15 protein-coding genes and 1 pseudogene are annotated in these 17,465 nt (G+C 68.5%); 8 read left to right on the forward strand and 8 right to left on the reverse strand.

Translation table 11 applies throughout. The features are described from left to right. Positions 1–55 precede the first annotated feature (55 nt). Entirely contained in the window at positions 56–1,468 is a 1,413-nt protein-coding gene (locus tag CJ177_RS14785; RefSeq protein ID WP_095868010.1) for an FUSC family protein, read from the forward strand. A gap of 6 nt (positions 1,469–1,474) precedes the next feature. On the opposite strand, the gene CJ177_RS14790 is transcribed toward CJ177_RS14785, so the two are convergent. Beyond that, positions 1,475–1,783 (reverse strand): hypothetical protein, encoded by a 309-nt coding sequence (locus CJ177_RS14790; protein WP_061698532.1) that lies wholly within the window; start codon positions 1,781–1,783, stop codon positions 1,475–1,477. Positions 1,784–1,869: 86 nt separating this feature from the next. Continuing rightward, positions 1,870–2,469, reverse strand: coding sequence for a TetR/AcrR family transcriptional regulator (locus tag CJ177_RS14795; protein WP_095868011.1), 600 nt, complete (start codon positions 2,467–2,469; stop codon positions 1,870–1,872). A 95-nt stretch (positions 2,470–2,564) separates the two neighbouring features. Between CJ177_RS14795 and CJ177_RS14800 the strand changes: the two genes are divergently transcribed. The 3 genes from CJ177_RS14800 (at position 2,565) to CJ177_RS14810 (ending at position 5,432) form a co-directional block, all read left to right on the forward strand. After that, on the forward strand, positions 2,565–3,599 hold the full coding sequence (locus CJ177_RS14800) for a hypothetical protein (RefSeq protein WP_095868012.1): 1,035 nt from the start codon (positions 2,565–2,567) through the stop codon (positions 3,597–3,599). A gap of 20 nt (positions 3,600–3,619) precedes the next feature. Further along, positions 3,620–4,288, forward strand: a complete 669-nt coding sequence (locus tag CJ177_RS14805) for a vancomycin high temperature exclusion protein (RefSeq protein ID WP_005251270.1) — start codon at positions 3,620–3,622, stop codon at positions 4,286–4,288. Positions 4,289–4,355: 67 nt separating this feature from the next. Beyond that, on the forward strand, positions 4,356–5,432 hold the full coding sequence (locus CJ177_RS14810) for a VIT1/CCC1 family protein (protein ID WP_025433237.1): 1,077 nt from the start codon (positions 4,356–4,358) through the stop codon (positions 5,430–5,432). Here CJ177_RS14810 and CJ177_RS14815 read toward each other — a convergent pair. Together CJ177_RS14815 and CJ177_RS14820 are read right to left on the reverse strand one after the other, a co-directional pair. Next, the gene (locus CJ177_RS14815) at positions 5,355–6,419 is read right to left on the reverse strand and encodes a GAF domain-containing protein (RefSeq protein WP_095868013.1); all 1,065 of its coding nucleotides are present in this window, start codon (positions 6,417–6,419) and stop codon (positions 5,355–5,357) included. The genes CJ177_RS14810 and CJ177_RS14815 overlap by 78 nt on opposite strands. A 79-nt stretch (positions 6,420–6,498) precedes the next feature. Beyond that, entirely contained in the window at positions 6,499–6,813 is a 315-nt protein-coding gene (locus CJ177_RS14820) for a helix-turn-helix transcriptional regulator (protein ID WP_025433236.1), read from the reverse strand. Positions 6,814–6,946: 133 nt separating this feature from the next. Here CJ177_RS14820 and CJ177_RS14825 point away from each other — a divergent pair, with 133 nt between their 5' ends. Next, positions 6,947–8,521, forward strand: coding sequence for an MFS transporter (locus tag CJ177_RS14825; protein WP_095868014.1), 1,575 nt, complete (start codon positions 6,947–6,949; stop codon positions 8,519–8,521). Then, a complete protein-coding gene (locus tag CJ177_RS14830) occupies positions 8,518–10,038 on the forward strand; it encodes an FAD-dependent oxidoreductase (protein ID WP_095868015.1) in 1,521 nt (506 codons plus the stop codon). The genes CJ177_RS14825 and CJ177_RS14830 overlap by 4 nt, the downstream gene beginning before the upstream one ends. 21 nt (positions 10,039–10,059) lie before the next feature. Here the strand turns inward: CJ177_RS14830 and CJ177_RS14835 are convergent, their stop codons facing one another. From CJ177_RS14835 to CJ177_RS14845, 3 genes are read right to left on the reverse strand one after another with little or no spacing between them, the layout of a single operon-like run. Then, entirely contained in the window at positions 10,060–11,292 is a 1,233-nt protein-coding gene (locus CJ177_RS14835; RefSeq protein WP_061698525.1) for a cytochrome P450, read from the reverse strand. 25 nt (positions 11,293–11,317) lie between these two features. After that, the gene (locus tag CJ177_RS14840) at positions 11,318–11,983 is read right to left on the reverse strand and encodes an HAD family phosphatase (RefSeq protein ID WP_005251278.1); all 666 of its coding nucleotides are present in this window, start codon (positions 11,981–11,983) and stop codon (positions 11,318–11,320) included. Further along, complete coding sequence (locus tag CJ177_RS14845; protein WP_095868016.1) at positions 11,980–12,978, reverse strand: ScbA/BarX family gamma-butyrolactone biosynthesis protein; 999 nt, start codon at positions 12,976–12,978, stop codon at positions 11,980–11,982. The genes CJ177_RS14840 and CJ177_RS14845 overlap by 4 nt, the downstream gene beginning before the upstream one ends. Positions 12,979–13,462: 484 nt before the next feature. Between CJ177_RS14845 and CJ177_RS14850 the strand changes: the two genes are divergently transcribed. Continuing rightward, complete coding sequence (locus tag CJ177_RS14850) at positions 13,463–14,932, forward strand: DUF4185 domain-containing protein (protein WP_095868017.1); 1,470 nt, start codon at positions 13,463–13,465, stop codon at positions 14,930–14,932. Positions 14,933–14,992: 60 nt separating this feature from the next. Here the strand turns inward: CJ177_RS14850 and CJ177_RS14855 are convergent, their stop codons facing one another. Continuing rightward, a complete protein-coding gene (locus CJ177_RS14855; protein WP_095868018.1) occupies positions 14,993–16,204 on the reverse strand; it encodes an SfnB family sulfur acquisition oxidoreductase in 1,212 nt (403 codons plus the stop codon). A gap of 126 nt (positions 16,205–16,330) precedes the next feature. On the opposite strand from CJ177_RS14855, the pseudogene sfnG reads away from it, so the two are divergent. Further along, positions 16,331–17,445: pseudogene (gene sfnG, locus CJ177_RS14860) on the forward strand (dimethylsulfone monooxygenase SfnG). Positions 17,446–17,465 lie beyond the last annotated feature (20 nt).

Here is a 17,465-nt window from a genome sequence, read left to right on the forward strand (position 1 = left end):
ACTTCACATTAATTCAGAACTATTTTACTAGTGAAGTATACGGTACGCTGAGGTCATGCAGGCTTCCCCTCGATACGCACCTGACCTCAGCCGGCTCCATCGCTCCCGTGGGGCGCTCGCCCACTCGGTGGCCCCGTCGACATGGCGTCGTGCGTTCGAGGTCCGGAACGCCGACGCCACCATCGCCCCTGCGCTACGGGTAGGTGCGGCGACCGCCCTGGTACTGGTCATCGGTGGCGTGCTCGGGCACGGCAATCTCTCGGGCTTCGCGGCGCTCGGTGCGCTGACCGCCGCGTTCGGCCGATACGAGCCGTACCCGCGGCTCGCCCGCAAGACGGGTCTCGTCGGTGTCGCGCTCATCGCCTTCGTCGCCGGGGGAGCGCTCCTCGGTGCGGCGGGACTGTCGCTCTGGCTGCAGATCGCGGTCATGTCCGTGGCGTCGGGGGTCGCCGCGTGGCTGCTGGCGACGTTCCGCATCGCCGGTCCCGGACCGGTCATCCTGATCTTCGCGGCGACCGCCGCGGTCGGGTATGCGACCCAGCTCTCCGATCTCGGACCGGCCGTCGTGGCCGTGGCGATCGGTGTCGTCGTGGGCTGGCTCGCGGCCATGATGCCCTGTCTGTTCGTTCCCCTCGGTCCCGCCCGGCTGGCGGTGGCGCGGGCACTCGCCGCGGCCGCGGAACTGGAGCATGCACACGACGCCTCCGCGATCGCGTCCGCGCGCAAGGCGATCGACAACGCGCGAGATGTGATCGCGCACAGCGGTCGCGGCCGGGACGGGCACTCCCACCAATTGTTCGCGCTTCTCGCCGAAGCGGACACGGTGGTCGACCGGTGGGCGCACGAGCGTGACCACGACACCCTGCGCGCGCTCGTCGATCACGAGTCCGAACTTCGTAAAGTGAAGCGCCGCAGCGACCTTTCGGCGTTCGGATCCGAGATCGCGGTACTCCCGAAGCCGGGCGGCTTCTTCGCGGACGGTGTCCAGGCACTGCAGTCGCGAGAGGGGATCGTCAACGCGGCCCGTATCGCCGCTGCGGCCGCGCTGGCCGGATGGATTTGTGTGGCAATGGGATTGGAGCACCCGCTGTGGGCGTCGATGGGTGCGATGGCCGCGATGCAGGGTTTCAACTTCAGTCAGACCGTGCAGCGCGGAATTCAACGCCTCGTCGGAAACGTGGCAGGTGCCGTCCTCGCCGCCGGGCTGATCGCCGCAGCGATGGGGTACTGGCAGACCGTCGTGGTCATCGTGGTGCTGCAGACCGTGACCGAACTGGTGGTCATCAAGAACTACGCGTTCGCGTCCGTCGCCATCACGCCCATGGCTCTGCTGCTCACGGGCCTCGGCTCGGCGGTCGCCCCGGACATCGCGGTGAGCCGCGTCGTCGACACGCTCATCGGTGTGGTGGTCGGGGTGATCGTCTCGGCTGTCGCGATCAGCCGGACCGACCACCATCACGTGGGCTGAGGCGGCTCAGATCCCCGTCGCGGAGACGTAACCGGCGAATCCGATCGCGCACGCGCCCGCGCAGAGGATCAGGGTTCCGCACGCCACCGGCCACGCGATCGTGCGCCGGGCGATGCGTGCGATCGTGACCGCGCCGCCGATCACGGTCACGAGTGCGGCGACCGCGAGCGCCACGCACACCGCGATCCACGCGTTCTCGGCGCTGCACGTCTCGGGCGGGCAGTAGTCCAGGAACAGCAGCCAGAACAGCCCCGCGACCGCGGAGATGCTGGCGACGGCGACCGCGACGACGAGCGCGGCCGCCGACACCGCCACGTCCCAGCCGTTCAGCGGCGGCTGATCGTCACCCGCACGCGGGTGATTCCATGGCTGTGGCAGAGGCCCCCCTGGCTGCATTCTCGTCACAGTACAGCGGTCTCCGGGAGGATCGGCGGCGGCAGCGGAGCCCCGTCCGGGCGCAACCCGGCGAGGAACACCGTGATCAGCCGCGGAACGAGATTTGCCGTCGTGTCGTCGAACATCAGCACGTGGGGCCGGGTGAGCATGGCGATCCCCATGATGATCTCGAGCGGCACGACGTCCTCGCGGACCAGCCCGACGTCCTGGAGCCGGCGAATGAAGTCGGTGACCGTCGACTTCGTGAGCTCCCTCGACTCGCGGACGTCGCGTGGTAGCTCGTCGAGGCTGTTGACCAGCGCGGGAACCAATGCTCCCATGCGCAGTTCGACCACGGCGTCGACGAACCGCCGCCACGCTCCCTCCGAGTCGTCCGTGCATTCGTCCAGTCCCCGGACGGCAAGTTCGCGGACTTCGGCGAGCGTCGTCCGGGCAACGGCGTGGGCGAGCTCGTCCCGGCTCGGAAAATTCCGGTAGAGGGTGGCGATCCCGACACCGGCCTTCGCGGCGATGGCGTCGAGTGGTGCGTCGTGCCCGCGGTCGGCGAACACCGCGCGGGCAGCCTTGATCAGCGTGTTGCGTCGTTCCAGCGCGTCTGCCCGCACGATTCCACCTCTTCCGTTGACAACCCAGCATAACCGGAGGAATATTCTCCACAAGTAACGGAGGAATTTCCTCCACTTAGTGGAAGGGGAGTCCGATGAGCACTTCGGATATCGGGACACTTGCGCCGCGCACGAAGCCGACCGCGCGGTCGGCGCACGGTCCGTCCGATCCCGTGAAATTGGCCGCTGTGGTGCTGGGACTCACCGCGGTGATCGCGCTGATGCTGCTGGCGTTCGCGTTGCCCGCCGTCAACAGCGGCCCGCACGACCTCCGGCTGGGCGTCGCCGGACCCGACGCGGCCGTCACCCGGATCGACTCCGCGCTCGACGCAGCACACCCGGGCGCGTTCGTCACCGAGCGCTTTCCCGACGCCGATGCGGTCCGGACGGCGATCGAACACCGCGAGGTGGTCGGCGGAATCGTCGCGACATCGGACGGCATGAAGGTCCTGTCGGCGGGCGCCGGCGGGGCGCCCATCGCGCAGACGATGAACGGTATCGCGGCGGGCATGAGCAAGACTGCGGGACAGACCGTTCCGGTCGAGGACGTCGTTCCGCTGACGGCCGGCGACCCCGCCGGCGTCGGTCTCGGTGCCTTGGCGCTTCCCCTGGTCTTCGGCGGCATGATCCCCGCGCTCGCGCTCGTGCGGCTGTTTCCGCGCAGTGTCGGTCGGCGGGTGGCCGGGGCGGTGCTGTTCGCCGTGAGCGCCGGGGTGGTGCTGACGGCAATTCTGCAGTTCGGCGTCGGAAGCATCGACGGCAACTACTGGACGACCACCGGCACTGTCGTTCTCGGCATCGCCGCCATCTCGCTGACCGTTCTCGGGCTCGAATCGGTGCTGGGCACAGCGGGGTTCGCGCTCGGCGCGGTGACGATGATCTTCTTCGCCAATCCGCTGTCCGGCCTGGCGACGTCCGCGGCGTGGCTGCCGTCGGGGTGGGGCGCATTCGGTCAGCTGCTGCCACCCGGAGCGGCGGGAACCATGGTGCGGTCGACGGCGTTCTTCGACGGACACGGAGCCGGTGCGGCAGTGCTCGTGCTGACCTGCTGGATTCTGTTCGGGCTCGGCCTGTGCCTGGTATCCGGACTGCGTGAGCGGCGCGCCGGGGAAGAACTGGCCGTCGCCTGAGGCTGTGGTTTGATGGCGGCATGGGGGAACGACGGATCGTCCGCCGACTGGTCGGCATCGGAGCGGGACTCGGCGCGCTCGCGGTCCTCGTCGTCGCGGCCTCGACGGTGTGGATATCGCGCGAGGCCTCCGGCTACGTCTACGACGTCGACGACGCACCCGAAGCACCGGTTGTCATCGTCCTCGGTGCGCAGGTGCGCGACGGCAAACCCCGGGAGTACCTGGCCGGACGCCTCGACGTCGCCGTCCGTCTCGTGCAGGACGGCCGCGCGCGGGCGGTCCTCGTCTCCGGCGACGGCGCAGGCAGATCCGGCGACGAGATCGCGGCGATGACGGAATACCTGGTGGAGAAGGGCGTCGACCGCAGCAAGATCGTCGGCGATCGGTACGGGCTCGACACCTACGACACGTGCGCTCGCGCCGTCCAGACGTACGGCGTGACCAAGGCGCTGATCGTCACTCAGGGTTTCCACGTCCCCCGTGCGGTCGCGCTGTGCCGCGGTGCCGGGATCGACGTCGCCGGTGTCAACGCCGGATGCGAATGCCGCCCGATCACGATGGCCAGGAACACCGTGCGCGAATCACTGGCCCGGCCGAAGGCCGTCCTCGACCTGCTGTCCGGGCGCGATCCTGTGGTGGTCTCCGAACCGGAGGACTCACTCGGGAAGGCGCTCGCCGCCGAGGACTGAACTGGAACCGCCGCGGTGGGGAGGGGCTCGTCGGTACGCTTCTCCCTCGACGATCGGGAGGCTGACGATGGTTGGTGCACGACCGGATCCCGGTCCGCGAGAAGTCCGGAAATGGCGTCGCTACCTCGCCGACGAACGCGCCGAGGCGGCCGTCTACCGCGACCTCGCGAAACGTCGGACCGGTGAGGAACGCGAGATTCTGCTGGCGCTCGCCGACGCCGAGGGACGGCACGAGGCGCACTGGCGCGAGCTGCTCGGCGAACACGTCGGCAAGCCCGTGCGCGGTGACGTCCGCACGCGCATCCTCGGTGTGCTGGCCCGGCGGTTCGGATCGGTGTTCGTGCTGGCCCTCGCGCAGCGCGCGGAGACCCGGTCCCCGTACCCGACGGACGTCGACGCCACCGACGCCATGGGTGCGGACGAGCGAATCCACGAAGAGGTGGTGCGGGCGCTGGCGGCGCGCGGGCGAAATCGTCTGTCCGGCACGTTTCGTGCCGCAGTGTTCGGTGCCAACGACGGTCTGGTCAGCAACCTCGCCCTCGTCCTCGGCATCAGCGGTAGCGGCGTCGACAATCACATCGTCCTGCTGACCGGCCTCGCCGGTCTGCTCGCGGGCGCGTTGTCGATGGGCGCGGGTGAGTACGTGTCCGTGCGGTCGCAGCGTGAACTGCTCGAGGCTTCGGCACCGGGGCCGGGCGCCCGTGAGGCGGTGCCGCTCCTCGACGTCGACGCGAACGAACTCGCACTGGTGTACCGCGCGCGGGGAATGCCCGCGCAGGACGCCGAGAAACGCGCGGCCGACGTGCTGCGGAGAGCCGTTCAGCCCGAGCCCGTTTCGGGTACGGAAACCGTCGACGAGCACGAGGCCATCGGCACCGGGCTCGGTGCGGCTGCCGCGAGTTTCTGCTTCTTCGCGTCCGGTGCGGTGATCCCCGTGCTGCCGTACCTCTTCGGCATGGAAGGCACCGCCGCGCTCGTGGTCGCGGCCGCGCTGGTCGGCGTCGCGCTGCTCGGGACCGGTCTGGTGGTGGGGTTGCTGTCGGGTGGACCCCCGGTCAAGCGCGCGTTACGCCAGCTGGCAATCGGGTACGGCGCAGCCGCCGCCACCTACCTGCTGGGCATGCTGTTCGGGACAGGCGCCTGAGAACGTCATCATCACCACGGGTGTGGAACCGTAGCCGGGGACGGGAAACGTGCGCACCGTGTGCCGGGACCAGGACCCGTCGGACAGGGCGACGCGGGCGACACCGGGAAGGCGCGCCGTGATCCGTTGCCGCACGTCGGCGAGGTCTTCGTCGTGCAGCAGTCCGATCTGCCCGCCTTCCGCCGCCGCGGACAGACCCGCCAGCGGTGCCGTGATCCATTTGATGGCGTACCCGTGCTGTGAATCGACCAGTGCCGCATGAACCCCCGCGACCGCGTGCACGGTCGACGCGATGTCCGAATCCATCACCCGGATCGCCAGTTCGCCGACGTCGGTCTTGTGTGTGACGTCGTGATCGACGCCCCGCAGCACCACCCCTTCGGGTGTCTCGACGGCGCGGCGCACGAACCGGACGAGGCGTAGCATTCCGTCGTCGTGGCGGGCGATGAGTTCGCCGGACAGGAATTCGCCGTCCCGCGCGTTGTCGACGCGTTCCATCAGCACCGCGATGTCGGAGATCCGCGGCACCCTCCGGTACAGGTCGGCGAGACCGAAATAGCCGTGTTCCGGCCGGGTGTCCGCGACCCCGTACAGATTCCGGAACTCACGGGTCCATCGAGTGCGTCGCGGACCCGCCGATACGGACAGGTTCCATTCCCATCCCGCTGCCCGGTGCGGCGGTGGCACCGGACTGTCCGCACGACCGGTGAAGATCTGCACGGCGAGGACGTCCCCACCCGGACCGAGTACCGGTTTTCCCACGACGAAATCGATATCGCCGACCGTCTCGCCGAGTGCCACCTGCACCGGCTGTCCCGACGACTTCACCGTGTCGATGGCGCCCGCCACCAGCGTCAGCATTCTGCCGCGGTAGACGTTGCCGAGCGGCCGGCACTGCCGCTGCTTGATGCCCTCGGCGATCACCGTCGGTGCGTCTCCCAGGATTTCGACCAGAATCCAGCCGTCGCCGCTGCCCCGTTGTTCCACTCGTACCGCCCCCTCATGGCGCCCGATCATCCCATGGCGGTGAGGCGGGTGCTCGGCGAGACGGTCGCCGCAACGGCGTTCAGGCCGGTGCGGTCGCGACGGCGTCCAGGAGTCCGGGGAAGCGGGATTCGATGTCGGATCTGCGCAGCTGAGCCATCCGCGAATTGCCGCGATCGACCTGTGTGATCAGCCCGGCCTCGCGCAGGACCTTGAAGTGGTGGCTGCGGGTCGATTTGGACACCGGCAGCCCGAACGACGTGCAGTGACGTTCCGCCCCGTCCGCCTCCACCATGAGCTTCTGCACGACCTCCAGTCGCAGGGGATCGGCGAGTGCGGCCAGGACGGAGACCAATTCGATCTCGTCGACCGCGGGATGTCCCTCGGCGTCGGGCACGGCACACCTCCAGGTTCGGGTCGTCGACCACCAGAGTGAAGGTTCGTCTTGCATCGAACCTAACTCTGGTGCATGGTTCGTATTATATCGAACCTCTGGTGCACGGGGGCCGCACTCTTCAGGAAGGATCGACATGACCTCGGAGCTGACCACGTCGGAAGCCACGACACCGACGTCACCACCCGAAGCAACACCGTCCGACCCGCGACGCGGGAACCTCACTCTCGCCGCCGTACTGCTGGCCGTTCTCGTCGTCCCGATGTCGATCTCCGGAACCGCGGTGGCGCTGCCCGCCATCTCCTCCGACATCGGTGGCGGCGCATCGGGTCAACAGTGGGTGGTGAACGCGTTCAACCTGTCGTTCGCGTGCTTCACCCTGGTCTGGGGGTCACTGTCGGACCGTTTCGGCCGCGGCCGCCTGTTCGCCGCCGGAGCCGCCACATTCGCGGTCGGGAGCGTCGCCAGCGCACTGGCCCCGAACATCGTGGTCCTCGACGTCGCCCGCGGCGTCGCCGGTCTCGGTGGCGCCGCCATTTTCTCGTGCGGCGCGGCGATCCTGTCCTCCGCCTTCGACGGGCCCGCCCGATTGCGCGCGTTCGCCCTGTTCGGGACGACCGCGGGCATCGGTGTGGCCCTCGGACCGACGCTGTCCGGGCTCCTCGTCGACACGGCCGGCTGGCGACCCATCTTCGCGGTCCAGGCCGCAGTGCTGCTCGTGGTGCTCGCGGCGACCCCGGTGATCGGACTGGGACGGCCGGCGGGCGACGCGGCCGCGAAGTTCGACCTCCTCGGCACCGTCCTCCTGGTTCTGGGTCTGCTCGCGGCAATGGTCGGCATCGTCCAGGGCGAACCCTGGGGCTGGGGGAGCCCGGCGGTCGTGGCGTCCTTCGTCCTCGCGGTCGCGCTGCTGGTCGCGTTCGCCCGCGTCGAATCGCGACGTCCTGCTCCGCTGCTGGACCTCGAACTGCTCACGCACGCACGGTTCATGGCCCTGTGCCTCGTTCCGGTGGCGGCATCGTTCGGCTTCGTCACGTTGCTCACCTACTTCCCGACCTTTCTCCAGTTCGTGGCCGGCCAGTCTTCGGCGAAGGCGGGCCTGGTGATCGTGCTCCTCACGATTCCGGTCGTGGTGGGACCGCTCGCCGCAGGCCGCGCGGTCGGCGCCGGGGTGAACCCGCTCGTGGTCATCTGGATCAGCCTGGGAGCGTTGATCGCCGGTGACCTGGGACTTCTGTTGGCGGGCCCCGACACGGTGGTCGCGGTCATCGCGGTGCCGCTGCTCCTCGCGGGCTGTGGAATGGGACTGTCCGCCGGTCTCGTCGACGGTCAGGCGCTCGCCCTCGTCCCCGAGGAGAAGGCGGGTATGGCTGCGGGAGTGGTGAACACGATGCGACTGGGCAGCGAGGCCATCGCGGTCGCGGTGTACGCGGCGCTGCTCACCGGTCTCGTGACCCGCAGGGGCGAGGAAGCGCTGGCCGGCGTCGACGGCGTGGGCAATGCGGCGGACGTCGTCGGCAGGGCCGCGAGCGGTGACCTCGAGCAGGCCCTGGCGGCGGCCGGGCCGGACGTCCGGGAACAGGTGGCGCCGCTCGTGATCGACGCCTACAACAGTGCGTTCCACACGACGCTGGTCGTTCTGGCGGGTGTCGTCGCCGGATTGTCGGGTGTCATCGCGGTGCTGCTGCGACGCGGGGTGGGCGCGCGATGACGGAAGCGGACGACCTGCGACAGCACTATCAGGTCGTGGTGGTCGGCGGCGGCCCGGTGGGATCGCTGACGGCACTCGAGCTGGCGCGCAGCGGAATCGACGTCCTCGTCCTGGAGGCGGCTCCGCACACCACGGACGTTCCGAAGGCGGGGACGATCCACGCGCGGAGTATTCAGCTGCTCACTCGTCGAGGGCATTTCGCGGCGCCGGACGTCGACGCCGGAGCCGCGTCGACCACCTTTCACTACGCCGGGGTCTGGGGTCTGGAGATCACGGCACCACCCGGCGAGGGACCGGCCATCGCCGGTATCGGGCAGAGCGATCTCGAAAGGCTCTTCACCGCACGGCTGATCCGCCTCGGTACCCCGCTGCTGAAGGCCGCGGTGGTCACGGACGTCCACCAGGACGACGGCGGGGCGACGGTGACCTTCACCCACGAGGGACACACCCGAGTGGTGACGGCCGACTGGGTGGTCGGCGCGGACGGCGCCCGCAGCGTCGTGCGGCGAAGTGTGGGCTTCACGGCGACGGAGACTGCCCCGACCGCCGCCGCGCTCCTGGGCCTCGCCGTCCTCGACGACCCCGCGAACGCCCCCAGGGGGTGGGTGCGCACCGAACGGGGCTGGACCGTCCTCAACGTCGATCACGCCGGCTTCAGTCGCATCATCACGTTCGATCTCGGTGGTCCGCACGAGGATCATCGCCGGCCCCTCACTGCGGAGGAACTGCAGGTGACGGTCGACAGATTCGCGGGCCGTCCCGTTCCGTTCCGCAACGCGCGGTCGTTGTCCCGGTTCAGCGACTACTCGCGGCTGGTCGACGACTACCGGCTCGGCCGGGTCCTTCTCGTCGGTGACGCTGCGCACGTGCACTTTCCGCTCGGCGGGCAGGGTCTGAACCTCGGTATCGGCGACGCGATCGGCCTCGGCTGGCGCCTCGCCCTCGTCGCGCGGGGACAGGCCGACCCATCGGTGCTGGACGTGTACTCGCGGGAGCGGCACGCGTGTGCCGCCGGGGTGATCGCCAACGTCGCGGATCAGCGTGAACGTATGCGAATCGGTGTCGACGGTGACCGCCTGCGACACGAACTCGGTGTGCTGCTGGAGGACCGCGACCGCAACCGGGCGCTGGGTTCGGCGATCAGTGCGCAGAGTCAACCGGCGCCCCGCGCTCTCCAGGACGCGGCGCGCGGCGACTTCGCCGCGAACACCGTGATCGAGACGGACACCGGAATCACCGACCTGATCCGGTTGCACGTCGCGGCGGGGAACCGGGGCCTCCTACTGTGCGGGGACGCATCGGAGTCCGTCCGCGCACTCGTCGAACCCTTCTGGGGCGAACGGGTGCGGGTGATTCGGGCGCGGAACCTCGGGGCCACCACCGTGCTCGTGCGACCGGACGGTGAAGTGGCCTGGTCGGGGGAGTTGGGAGACGGCGGCGAACTCGTCACCCGGCTCGCGGAGACGTTCGGCGGCTCCGCCGCCCGTGCGCGGTTGACGAGTGCAGGGACTCGTTAACCGCGCACGGGCGCGAAGCGCCTACCAGCGGACGGGAAGCGATGTCGGACGCCGGAGGAGCACTCCCGAATCCCATGGCACCGCAGCCGGTTCGGTTGCGAGGGCGAGAGTCGGGAACTCCTCCGCCAGCCGGACCAGTGTCGTGGTGATCTCCATCCGGGCCAGCGACGCGCCCATGCAGTGATGCATGCCGTACCCGAATTGCAGATGGCGTTTCCCGTCCCGGAACGGGTCGACGAGTTCCGGGTGGGGGAACGTGTCGGGGTCCCGGTTCGCGGCGAACGCGTCGGCGTAGACGAGGGCGCCCACGGGGATCACGGAGTCCCGCAGCCGAACTTCACGGGTGGCGATCCGGGGAAACGTCGAAATGTTTCCCAGCGGAAGCACCCGCAACAGTTCCTCGACCAACTGCGGCGCAGCGGCCGGCTCCTCCACCAGCAGAGTCCATAGCGCAGGCGCCTGCAACAGCACGTACACGGCCTTCGCGAGCACGGACAGCACGTTCTGGTCGGCGCCGAGGACGGAGCCGAGCAGGATCGCGACGAGTTCGTCGTCGCTCAGCGGCGGTTCCGCCTCGTCCCGCGCCGCCAGGAAACGGTCGATCAGTCCGCCCGGTTCGACGGGCCGCGTCCCGTGCACGAGATCGGTCACGTAGTGGTAGACGAGCCAGAAGTTCTCCAGCAGCCCGGGAATGTCGGTGTCGTGCGACAACTGCACCACCCGCGACGACGTGCGGAAGTAGTCGATGTCCGACTCGGGGATCCCGAGGAAGCCGGCATTCACCTCCACCGGCAGGCGGTCGAGCACCGTGGCGAACAGGTCGGGGTGTTCCTCACTGCGCAGCAACGCGAACCGGCGGTCGAGGATGCGGCGGACCGACCCCTTCAGCTTCTCGACGCCGGCGGGACTGTAGTCGGCGTTGACGAAACTCTTCATCCGCGCGTGATCCGGGGTGTCCAGATTCAGCAGAAGGTCCGGGGGCATCGTGGTGGGCTGAAAACTCGGCCCCCCTTCGACGTTGGTGTCCTTCCGGCCGAAGGACGGATCCGTCAGCACCTTCAGGACGTCGTCATATCGCGTGACGTGCAGGGCGGTGTGCCCGCTCGGCAGGGTGATCTCAGGCAGTCCGGTGGGCCCCTCCGCGGTCACCGGGGTATACGCGACCGGTGGGTCGAGGTGGGGAATGTCGTCGATGGACACCGCGACACCGCGTCGGCCTCCGGGTGGAGCGAGTGTCGAAACCTGGGTCGTCACGTCGTACTCCTTCTGTTGGTGGGATTCACAGGGCGGCGGCGACGCCGGTCAGCCGGGACAGTTCACTCGACGCCTGGGCATTGGTGCGGAAATGGACGGCACGCCAACCGCTCTCGCGTGCCGCGCGCACGTTCTGCTCGAGGTCGTCGATCAGGATGCACTGACCGGCGTCGACGCCCGCCGTCTTCTCCGCGATCGCGAAGATCTGGGGGTCCGGCTTGCGCGCGCCGACCAGGCACGAGTCGACGAGAGCATCGAGCGGGCCGGCGGGTTCGATGATCGGTCTCCAGAATCGCTCCCACTCGACCACGTTGTTCGACAGGACCCCGACGCGCAGACCGTGAGCCTTCAGTCCGCGCAGCGCCGCGGCCATCGCCGTGTTGACGGTGATCCCGTCGAACCACTGCTCGCCGAACGTCTCGAGCCGCGCCCGGGTGAGGTCCAGGCCGGGGTCGGCGGCGGTGAGGTGCTCCCTCAGCCTCGCACCCCACTCGCGCTCGGTGATCTGGGCCAGTTCGATCGGGGCGAGAGGAGGTGCCCCGAGGTCGTCGCCGACGGCCTGCATCGCCGCCTGCAGGGCTGCGGGTGAGATGCCCGTCTTCGTTTCGTACGCCGTGAAGAGGTCGGCGAGCGGGGGCGAGAGCACACCACCGAAGTCGAACCAGACCATGGCGTCGTCCCGCGTCGTCATCGGACGATCCGATCGAGAGCGGCAGTCGAGGCGCTCACTCGCTGCAGGGTGACCCGGCCGTGTGCGATCTGCCGGCCCTCCTGCGCCAGGGTGACGGACAGGACGACCTGGCGGGAGCAGATTTCCGCCTCGGCGACGGCCGCGCAATCCGTCGGCAACTCCAGCTCACCGAAGCTCTCGAAGACGGCGTCGCACCCCACGAGCACGAGCATTCGCGGGGACAGGCCGAACAATTCGTGCGCGGCGACGAGGGCGGTCTGACGCATCGCCTCGAAGATCAGGGCGCCCGGCACGTGGTCGAGCGGGTGATCGAACAGGCCGGGGTGGGCCTGATCGACCAGCACCTGGCTGCGCACGGTGTCGCCGTCGACCCCGATCCGGCTCAGCACCACGTTGTCGAACGAATGTCGAGCCACCTCCCGAGGCTCGACCCGCTCGTGCAACGGATGCGGACGGGCGGGATCGAGCTGCAGCGGTGCTCGACCCCTCTGCCGGAGGCGGTCCCACGCGTCGCCGGGCATCCACTGGATGGTCATGCTCATGGTGGCCGCGGCAGACCCGTCCAGCGCGAGTGTCATCGCGAGGGTTATTCCGACGATGTCGGCGCCCCGCCTCTTCTCGGCGGTGATCGTGGCGTCCAGAACCCCCGCGGCGGGTGCGGGGCCCACTCTCACGGCGTCGAGGTCGACGATCTCGAGCGCTCCGGCGTTGAACACGAACTTGGCGTCGAGCGGAGCGTCGACGTGCCGATGCGAGATCAGGATGGACGCCTGCCGGAACGTTTCGAGCAGAAGCAGCGGATCATACTGTCGTACAACGATATTGTGATCGCTGTAGTAGCTGTGGACTCTGGGCAGTTGCACGCCGAGACGGAATTGTGGGTAACTCTCGCAGATGATGTCGGTGAGGAAGACCTCGCAGATTGCGGCGCGGTGCACGTGCGCGCGGGGGATGGACGACGAATAGGACAGGGTCGGCTCCAGGACGGCGGTCATGTCGATTCCTTTCGTTGACAGCGGAATTCGCACGGGTCGACGCCGCCGGACGACGACGGCGGTGATCAGTGGAATGCGGGACCCGTGCAGAACGGTGGTTCGCGCTGGATCGGAAGAACGCGGGCGAGCCCGCAGCGCGGAGGGCGAGGAGCTCGGGGTCTCGTCGCGGGCCGGGGATCCCGGTGGATGCGCACGATCAGTGAATACCGGGCGATCCGGAGCGTCAACAGATGTAATCCGGTGTTCACCGATCCCTTGACGGTGTTCGGCAGGCGAACGCGACAGTCGAAAGTCGTTGACCTGCGGTATCGGTGACTACGCGTACGAGCAACTTCCGCTGTCGCGTGGCAGGAGTCACAACGTTCGTTCCGGATCGCGACGGAAATGTTACCGCCAGGTATGGCGTGTGGTAACCGGTGAGCGTAGAAGAGCGATGCTATGTTCCCCTCGCCGGGAGTGGCCGGAGTTGACGGAGGGGTCGGGGATGTCGAAGAGGTGGGTCGCGTCGGTCGCGGCAGTGGCGATCGGCTCGGGCATGATCGCCTATTCGAACCAGAACGCTGCCGTCGCGGAACCCGAGCCGGTGTCCAACGGCATACCCGGCAGCGGTCCCTGCGCCAGCGAGGTGTCGAACGAGACGCATTCGCTGATACCGGAGAAGCTGGAGATTCCGATCCCGTACCCGAAGATCACGACGGTGCCGTATCCCGCTCCCGTCACGGAGCCCGTCCGCGTCTCGCAGGCGTTGCCCGCCGACACGTGCACCGATCCGTGCCCCGACCTCACGGACGAGACCGACCAGGCCCCGGGAAACCTGTCGAGCGTGCTGAACATCCCGGACGTCAGCGTGAAGTTCACACCCTTCCACTTCGGTATTCCCGTCCCAGGCGCCGACATCCAGTTGCCCCCGCCGCCGCCCCTCGTGCACCCCGCGACCGAGGAGGCGCCGCGCAGCGCGGCCCCGGCAACCCCGAAGATCGGCGACGTGACCCGGGTGGCCAAGGTGACCGGGTCCGGTTCGGTCAGCCGCACCGACAAGCGTTACCAGGTCAACGGCACCGACCTCGGTATCATGTGGGAGAGCGCCCCCGACCGGATCGCCGTCGCGTTCGGCGACACGGTCGGCAAGGGATTCCAGCCGCCCGGTGGCCAGGGCGACGACTGGCGCAGCAACGTCCTCGGTTTCAGCTCCGACCGCAACCTGTCCGACGGCATGAGCCTCGACAGCATGGTCCAGGACAGCCGCTGCCACGCGGCGGAACTGCTCGACAGCCGCAAACTCGACAACATCGAGATCACCACCATCCCGACCTCGGGTTTCGCCGTCGGGAACCGGCAGTACATGAGCTACATGTCGATCCGCACCTGGAACAGCATCCCCGCCACGTGGTGGACGAACTACGGCGGCATCGCCCACTCCGACGACGGTGGATCGACGTGGACCAAGGACCCGTACGCGAAGTGGGACAACATCTTCGGGGTCACCAAGTTCCAGGTCGCGTCGATGGTCCCGGCCGGCGATTTCGTGTACATGTTCGGCACCCCCAACACGAGGCTCGGCGCCATCGGTCTCGCCCGCGTCCCCGCCGCCGATGTGCTGAACACGTCCGCGTACCAGTACTGGCAGAACGGCAACTGGACGCCCGTCGGTGGCTACACGGAGGCGACGCCGATCGTGGACGCCCCCGCCGCCGAACTGTCCGTGCGCTACGAGCAGGCCACCGGCAAGTGGCAGATGGCGTACCTCGACACGTCCAAGGCGGCCATCGTTCTCCGCGAGTCCGACTCGCCGCAGGGCGTCTGGTCCGACGGGGCGCCGATGGTCAGCGCCGTCGAATACCCGGAACTGTACGGCGGCTTCATCCACCCGTGGTCGAGCGGCGACGATCTGTACTTCACCATGTCGACCTGGTCCGACTACAACGTCTTCCTCATGAAGGCGGACGTAGGCTAGCGCCCGTGCGCGGTTGACGAGTCCAGGGACTCGCTAACCGCTCACGGGTGGCGGAGCCGCCTACAGCAGGCCGTGGCGGGGCGGGACGGTGCCCGACAGTGTCCACCGGCCGATGCGCTGGATCTTCCACCGCGTCGGGTCGTGCAGGGTGTGGGTGCGGGCGTCGCGCCAGTACCGGGACAGGTTGGACGTTTCCGACGCACTGCGGGTGCCGCCCAGTTCGAACAGCACGCTCGACGCCTCGAGTGACGCGCGGGCGGCGGCGACCTTGGCTGCGGCGGCGTCGATCGAGGCGACCGCGGCGCTCTGCTCGCTCAGGTCGCGCCGCGCTGCGTCGATGCTGCGTGCACCCTCCCTGAGGAGTGCCGTCGCGGACCGGACGCTGACCGACGCCTCGCCGGCCAGTTGGATCAGCAGGGGATCGTCGACGGCGTCGGTGACGCCCGCCTCGAAATAGGGCCTTGCCTGACGCGCCGATCGCACGCCCTCGTTCAGGGCTGCCGCGGCGATCCCGGCGTCGATCGCGGCGTGCAGGATCTGGGCCTGCGACCCGTACGTGGTGGGTGCGTCGAAGATGGGAGAGAACGGCACGACGTGGAACGCGGGCACCCGGACTGCGTCCAGGGTGACGGTTCCGCTCGCCGTGGTCTTCTGCCCCATGCCGTCCCAGTCGTCGACGATCGACAGTCCGGCGACGGTGCTCGGCAGGTAGGCGACGGCCTTGGCGGGTTTCCCCGTCGGCGTCGTCGTCCCAGGAAGGGTGGCCCGTACCGCGATCCAGTCGGCGAACAGTGCGCCCGTGCTGTAGAACTTGCGACCGTCGACGACGAAGTCACCACCCTGCTCGGTGAGCGTCGTCGCGTCGATGTCGATCGTCGTCGTTCCGCGCTCGCTCTGGGCGTTGGCGAACCGGCGCCCCGCGAGCACCTCGGAGTAGAAGAATTCCTGCTGCGCCGGCGTGCCCTGGTGACGCAGCACCTCGAGGAACGTGTAGTGGCTGTGCGGGATCTGCGCGATGCTCGGATCGCCCTCGGCCAGGAGACGGAAGACTTCGGCGAGGGTTTCGGTCCGCGCGTCGATGCCACCGTGCTCGCGGGGAACACCGAGTGCGAGCAGTCCGGACGCGGCGAGCACGCCTACCTGTTCGTAGGGGAGTTGCCGACCGGCATCGCGAGCTGCCGCCTCCTCGGCGAATTGTGCGGCGAGATCGGCAGCGACCGCGAGGGCTTCGGCCTCGTCACTGATGCGGTGGGCGTTCTGGACGGCGGTCATGCCTGATCTCCCTGTACTGCGGTCATGCCGTCGAACCTCACACGGACCCGCGAGCCGGGTGAAGGGTTGTACGCGCACTGATTGGAAGGGTGGGCGTGGGCTGCATGGGCGGGTTGCATGCTGGGTATGTCAACCGAACACATCGCTGAGCAGATCAAGTTCGCCTACTGGGTGCCCAACGTCAGTGGCGGGCTCGTCACGTCCGACATCGAACAGCGGACCAGCTGGGATTACGAGTACAACAAGAAGCTCGCCCAGACCGCCGAGAACAACGGTTTCGAGTACGCGCTCAGCCAGGTCCGGTACGAGGCCAGCTACGGTGCCGAGTTCCAGCACGAGTCGACCAGCTTCAGCCTCGCACTGCTGCTGGCCACCGAACGGTTGAAGGTCATCGCTGCCGTCCACCCGGGTCTGTGGCAGCCCGCGGTGCTGGCGAAGCTGGGGGCCACGGCCGACCACCTGTCGAACGGCCGGTTCGCCGTCAACGTCGTCAGCGGCTGGTTCAAGGACGAGTTCACCCACCTCGGGGAGCCGTGGCTCGAGCACGACGAGCGGTATCGGCGCAGCGCCGAGTTCCTGCAGGTGCTCCGCAAGATCTGGACCGAGGACGACGTCGACTTCCGTGGCGACTTCTACCGCATCCACGACTTCACCCTCGAGCCGAAGCCGCTGAACACGCCCGACCGTCCGAACCCCGAACTGTTTCAGGGTGGCAACTCCGCCGCCGCACGGCAGAATGCGGGCCGGTACTCCACTGGTACTTCAGCAACGGCAAGGACTACGACGGCGTCACCGAACAGATCGTCGACGTGCGACAGGTGGCCCGCGAGCACAACCGGGAAGTGAAGTTCGGGCTCAACGGATTCATCATCGCCCGCGACACCGAGAAGGAAGCCCGCGACACCCTCCGCGAAATCATCGAGAAGGCGAACAAGCCCGCGGTCGAGGGATTCCGGTCCGCCGTCCAGCAGGCCGGCGCGTCCACCGCCGACAAGTCGGGGATGTGGGCCGACTCCACGTTCGAGGATCTCGTCCAGTACAACGACGGATTCCGCTCCCAGCTGATCGGGACGCCGGAGCAGATCGCCGAGCGCATCGTCGAATACCGCCGCCGCGGAGTCGACCTCATCCTGGGCGGCTTCCTGCACTTCCAGGAGGAGATCGAGTACTTCGGCGCCAACGTCCTGCCGCTGGTCCGCGAACTCGAGGCTTCCGAGAGGCTCGCGCCCGTGAGTGGTTGACGAGTCCAGGGACTCGTCAA

The sequence above is a fragment of the Rhodococcus sp. ACPA1 genome, from assembly GCF_002300195.1.
In the GTDB taxonomy this organism is placed as follows: Bacteria; Actinomycetota; Actinomycetes; order Mycobacteriales; family Mycobacteriaceae; genus Rhodococcus_F; species Rhodococcus_F opacus.

Excerpts from the sequence above, each read along its gene's own strand:
- CJ177_RS14805 (WP_005251270.1), top strand. The coding sequence starts at position 3,620 with ATGGGGGAACGACGGATCGTCCGCCGACTGGTCGGCATCGGAGCGGGA.
- CJ177_RS14855 (WP_095868018.1), bottom strand. The coding sequence starts at position 16,204 with ATGACCGCCGTCCAGAACGCCCACCGCATCAGTGACGAGGCCGAAGCC.
- CJ177_RS14785 (WP_095868010.1), top strand. The coding sequence starts at position 56 with ATGCAGGCTTCCCCTCGATACGCACCTGACCTCAGCCGGCTCCATCGC.
- CJ177_RS14840 (WP_005251278.1), bottom strand. The coding sequence starts at position 11,983 with ATGACGACGCGGGACGACGCCATGGTCTGGTTCGACTTCGGTGGTGTG.
- CJ177_RS14830 (WP_095868015.1), top strand. The coding sequence starts at position 8,518 with ATGACGGAAGCGGACGACCTGCGACAGCACTATCAGGTCGTGGTGGTC.
- CJ177_RS14810 (WP_025433237.1), top strand. The coding sequence starts at position 4,356 with ATGGTTGGTGCACGACCGGATCCCGGTCCGCGAGAAGTCCGGAAATGG.
- CJ177_RS14850 (WP_095868017.1), top strand. The coding sequence starts at position 13,463 with ATGTCGAAGAGGTGGGTCGCGTCGGTCGCGGCAGTGGCGATCGGCTCG.
- CJ177_RS14825 (WP_095868014.1), top strand. The coding sequence starts at position 6,947 with ATGACCTCGGAGCTGACCACGTCGGAAGCCACGACACCGACGTCACCA.
- CJ177_RS14800 (WP_095868012.1), top strand. The coding sequence starts at position 2,565 with ATGAGCACTTCGGATATCGGGACACTTGCGCCGCGCACGAAGCCGACC.
- CJ177_RS14845 (WP_095868016.1), bottom strand. The coding sequence starts at position 12,978 with ATGACCGCCGTCCTGGAGCCGACCCTGTCCTATTCGTCGTCCATCCCC.